This window comes from Flavobacteriales bacterium (assembly GCA_025210295.1).
Lineage (GTDB): Bacteria > Bacteroidota > Bacteroidia > Flavobacteriales_D > Parvicellaceae > S010-51.
This window is the reverse complement of record JAOASC010000014.1, coordinates 1-3,547: the sequence shown is the minus strand read 5'-3', so window position 1 is coordinate 3,547 and position 3,547 is coordinate 1. Positions and strand designations below refer to the sequence as shown.

Below are 3,547 nucleotides of genomic sequence, written 5' to 3'. Positions count from 1 at the left end.
CTTCTATAGCCTCCAAATATCTTTCAAAGGCATTTCCTCAAAAGATGTCTACTAGGGTTATGGGGACGCGAGTGTTAGGAAGAGCTGTCGGAAGATTTGTTCCTTATGTTGGTTGGCTTTGGCTCTATGGAGAAATATTGTACCATGGAAGTCAAGAAAATACCAGGCAGTTGAACAACCATGGTATTGACCCATACAATTATGGTCGTATTTTAAATGATTTTAAGTGTTTTGCAGCAGGGACCAAGGTAACAATGGGAGATATGACCTACAAGAATATTGAAAATATTGTTGTAGGGGATTCTGTTTTAACATATAACTTCAAAGCTAAAAAACTGGAAGTAAACATTGTCCAGCAGATTGAAGACCCCATCCATCACAGACTAATTAAAATAGCCTTTAGAAATGGAGAGAATATAATAAGTACAGATGACCACCCTTATTATGTGGAAGGAAAAGACTGGTGTTCTTTCAATCCTGAAAAAACGCAAAAGGCTTACGGCCTAGAAACAGAGAGGTTAGAAGTATCAGACTTTTGCTTCACTATCAAGAAGAATAAATTAAAAAAAGTTCAGGTAATTGAAATCATTCAATATAAGGAATCAATAAAAACTTATAACCTGTCAAAAATATTTAATAGTAATAACTATTTTGCAAATGGTATTTTAGTTCATAATGAAAGTAAATAAAGAGTAAATATGTCAAGTTCTATTTCTGAAAACCTTAAAAGCTTTATTACAAAGCAACGAGGAACTTATAAGTTTAAATTAACTAGAAACTTGGATTTAGAAACCGATCTAGAAATTTATGGAGATGATGTAGAAGAGTTTATTGAATCATTTTCAATAGAGTTTGGAGTAGATGTATCTAAATTTGATGCTAGTAAATATTTCAGTCCAGAGGGAGATCCTTTTATAACAAAAATTGCATCATGGATTTTAAGGATAAAAGCGAAAAAGGATATCCAAAGATTGCCTATCACACTAGGTGATCTAGAAAAAGCAATAGAAGATAAAATCCTTGTATAAAATAAAGAAACTGCCTCAAATAGATGAAACAGCCCTTTTTAGGACTAGTCAGTATACCTATTCGAGACTTTTTGTAAATATTTCAGAGCTGCTATGAACAGGTATTCTGCCCTACTTGCCAGTGCAAAAAAATATGGTTCCAATCTGGCTTCAACAATGAATGGCACCCAGATTTCTGCAGCATTTGATAATGGTTCGGTATTTACAATTTCTGCCGAAAATGGTATGTATGAGGTAAGTGAATTGGGTGTGACGATTTATGGTCATTCTTATATTTTAAGTACACAAAAAGCAATTTATGACTGGGCTGGTAGTGTTGATTGGAGAGAAGTTGGAAATGCTGGTTTAGGTATGGGATTGGGATTACTTGAAGTTGCTGCCGGAGCTGGAGGGGAAGTACTAACAGCAGGTTTAAGTACGGCTGTTATAATTGACGGAGCCGCACGTGTTGGTTCAAGTAGTGTTAAGCTATTCCATTTATTACAAGGCAACACAAGTGCAGGAATTGCAACTCCATCTAATTTGGGAGGCTGGATTGGAAAAGGAGTAGACATGTCTTTTGGAGCTTCATATAACGATATTGGAATAGGTCAAGGTGTTGGTGGATTTACCAATGATTTTGCAACCTTTGTTGCTGGTGGTGGTAGTGTATTATCATTGCAGGGCATGATAGTTAGACCCAATCCTGTTAACGCCTTTAGATATCTTTCTGTTCCAGTTGGTACAGCTTATTCTACAGTTTCAGATGTTCAAGCATTATATAATTATAATCATTAAAAAATGGAATATAAACTAAATTCAAATGGAGAATCCTACTTGCGTAAAAGCAAAAGAAATATCAATCAATATTTTTATCTTTCTCCTCTTTTGATAGGATTTTTTTCTTTTCTCATGATATTCAGTGCAAGAAGCGAAGGCATAAAATACTTCGGAATATTTCTTACTATGGTTATGGTTGTTTTCAATATTGGAGGATTACTTAAGTGTTTACGCACAGTTAATAATACTGTGAGTAATATTACAATATCTAACGATAAATTAATTATCAAGACTTTTAAAATATTAAATTATAAAAGTCAACAGTTAATTCTTAAAATAAGCAAAGTAAAAATTAAAAATGAAACAATAGTGTTCACTCTAAAAGAAAAAGAAGAGGGGTGTAAAATTATTCTTCCCAATGGAAAATTCTTTTACCTTGTTTGGTCTCACTTCTCTCCAGAGTTAAAGGAACTGTTATCTAATAAAAACTAATAAGGAATTTAAATGAAAATTATAATAATATTTCTTTTCTTGTTTTATATTACAAGCGGAATAAGCCAAACCATCAACTTCGCCTACGATGCTGCAGGCAACCGTGTAAGCCGAACCATTAACTTGGGCAGTACAAAATCTTCTGCCATTGGTAATGAAAGTGAGCAATTTGCTTTCGAGCAAGATGAAGATTTCTTAACCGAAGTATTGGCAGAAAAGGAGATTAAGATTTATCCCAACCCTACCCGTGGTCAATTGCGGGTAGATATATTGGGTTATGAGCAGTTGAATAACAATTCATCCATACAGGTATTCTCCTCGGGTGGTAGTTTGGTGTACAAAACCAACAGCCTTTCGCAAAGCAATAACATTAACCTAAGCAGCAAACCTGCAGGTTTGTATGTAATGGTAATTGTTATTGGCGAGGAAAAGAGTACCTGGAAGATTATTAAGCAGTAATGCATAGCCTAAGAAACCCTAGCTCCTGTGAATTTGCAATTCACAGGTTTGGAGCAGAAGATTTTTAATCCAACATTTTGCGAATTGGAAATTCTGAACTTTATAATCCCTGATTGAAAATCAGGGATAGCAACTTTCTGCGCATAAATATGTTGTTCCTGCGCAGTTTTTACCTCTCCATCGCAGGTTTTAATCATTCCTGCGGGATTATGAGGCGTTCCTGCGCAATATTTTGGAATTCCTACGCAATATCTGATGGTTCATACGCAGTATTGAGGCGTTCCTACGCAATATCTGATGGTTCATGCGCAGTATTGAGGCGTTCATGCGCAATATTTACCCTCCCTGCGCATTATAGGCCAATCATCGCGCGGGTTCCAGGCGGTTTCTTCTTCTTCTTTCTTTCTGATACTGTCTCAAATTTTGTGTAAAGGATTAAAAGCAAAATAATTTATAATTCTTTACACCAGGCAGTGTACACATTAAAAAAAAGAGTTGTAATCGATTGATTAAGAAAACTCAAGCATTACAACTCTTCCATATTTTTTATCTCCCCGAAAGGGAATTTATTAACCTGATTTCGATTAAAAATATCTATCACAGAAAATCAGATTTATTTAAGATTTGCTTTAAAAACTCTGAAAGAATATCGGGATATTTTGAAGCGTTTTTTAAAGTGAAGATTGGATGAAGATGATTTTTTCAAAGAATTTGCCTGCTTTTGGCATAAATTTCCTCAAATTCTCTCGAAATATCCCGATATTCCTTCGAAAATTTGAGAAAATTTCTACTCAAAATCAGTGCAAACT

The 3,547-nt window shown here is 34.6% G+C and carries 7 protein-coding genes; 6 read left to right on the top strand and 1 reads right to left on the bottom strand.

Features of this window, described 5'->3' with window-relative positions:
* The 5 genes from N4A35_01870 to N4A35_01850 form a co-directional block, all read left to right on the top strand.
* Positions 1–689: hypothetical protein (locus N4A35_01870; protein MCT4580139.1), on the top strand; the 689-nt coding region annotated here is incomplete at its 5' end.
* Between the two features lie 9 nt (positions 690–698).
* On the top strand, positions 699–1,028 hold the full coding sequence (locus N4A35_01865; GenBank protein ID MCT4580138.1) for a DUF1493 family protein: 330 nt from the start codon (positions 699–701) through the stop codon (positions 1,026–1,028).
* Positions 1,029–1,121: 93 nt separating this feature from the next.
* Positions 1,122–1,805: a hypothetical protein gene (locus N4A35_01860; GenBank protein MCT4580137.1), complete on the top strand. Its 684-nt coding sequence runs from the start codon at positions 1,122–1,124 to the stop codon at positions 1,803–1,805.
* A gap of 3 nt (positions 1,806–1,808) precedes the next feature.
* The gene (locus tag N4A35_01855) at positions 1,809–2,279 is read left to right on the top strand and encodes a hypothetical protein (GenBank protein MCT4580136.1); all 471 of its coding nucleotides are present in this window, start codon (positions 1,809–1,811) and stop codon (positions 2,277–2,279) included.
* A 12-nt stretch (positions 2,280–2,291) separates the two neighbouring features.
* Positions 2,292–2,738, top strand: coding sequence for a T9SS type A sorting domain-containing protein (locus N4A35_01850; GenBank protein ID MCT4580135.1), 447 nt, complete (start codon positions 2,292–2,294; stop codon positions 2,736–2,738).
* An 8-nt stretch (positions 2,739–2,746) separates the two neighbouring features.
* On the opposite strand, the gene N4A35_01845 is transcribed toward N4A35_01850, so the two are convergent.
* The gene (locus N4A35_01845) at positions 2,747–2,935 is read right to left on the bottom strand and encodes a hypothetical protein (protein MCT4580134.1); all 189 of its coding nucleotides are present in this window, start codon (positions 2,933–2,935) and stop codon (positions 2,747–2,749) included.
* Positions 2,936–2,947: 12 nt separating this feature from the next.
* On the opposite strand from N4A35_01845, the gene N4A35_01840 reads away from it, so the two are divergent.
* Positions 2,948–3,169, top strand: a complete 222-nt coding sequence (locus N4A35_01840; protein MCT4580133.1) for a hypothetical protein — start codon at positions 2,948–2,950, stop codon at positions 3,167–3,169.
* Positions 3,170–3,547 lie beyond the last annotated feature (378 nt).

What these genes read in the sequence shown, in the direction of transcription:
- N4A35_01865 (MCT4580138.1), top strand. Translation starts at nt 699, where the DNA reads ATGTCAAGTTCTATTTCTGAAAACCTTAAAAGCTTTATTACAAAGCAA.
- N4A35_01860 (MCT4580137.1), top strand. Translation starts at nt 1,122, where the DNA reads ATGAACAGGTATTCTGCCCTACTTGCCAGTGCAAAAAAATATGGTTCC.
- N4A35_01855 (MCT4580136.1), top strand. Translation starts at nt 1,809, where the DNA reads ATGGAATATAAACTAAATTCAAATGGAGAATCCTACTTGCGTAAAAGC.
- N4A35_01850 (MCT4580135.1), top strand. Translation starts at nt 2,292, where the DNA reads ATGAAAATTATAATAATATTTCTTTTCTTGTTTTATATTACAAGCGGA.
- N4A35_01845 (MCT4580134.1), bottom strand. Translation starts at nt 2,935, where the DNA reads ATGATTAAAACCTGCGATGGAGAGGTAAAAACTGCGCAGGAACAACAT.
- N4A35_01840 (MCT4580133.1), top strand. Translation starts at nt 2,948, where the DNA reads ATGAGGCGTTCCTGCGCAATATTTTGGAATTCCTACGCAATATCTGAT.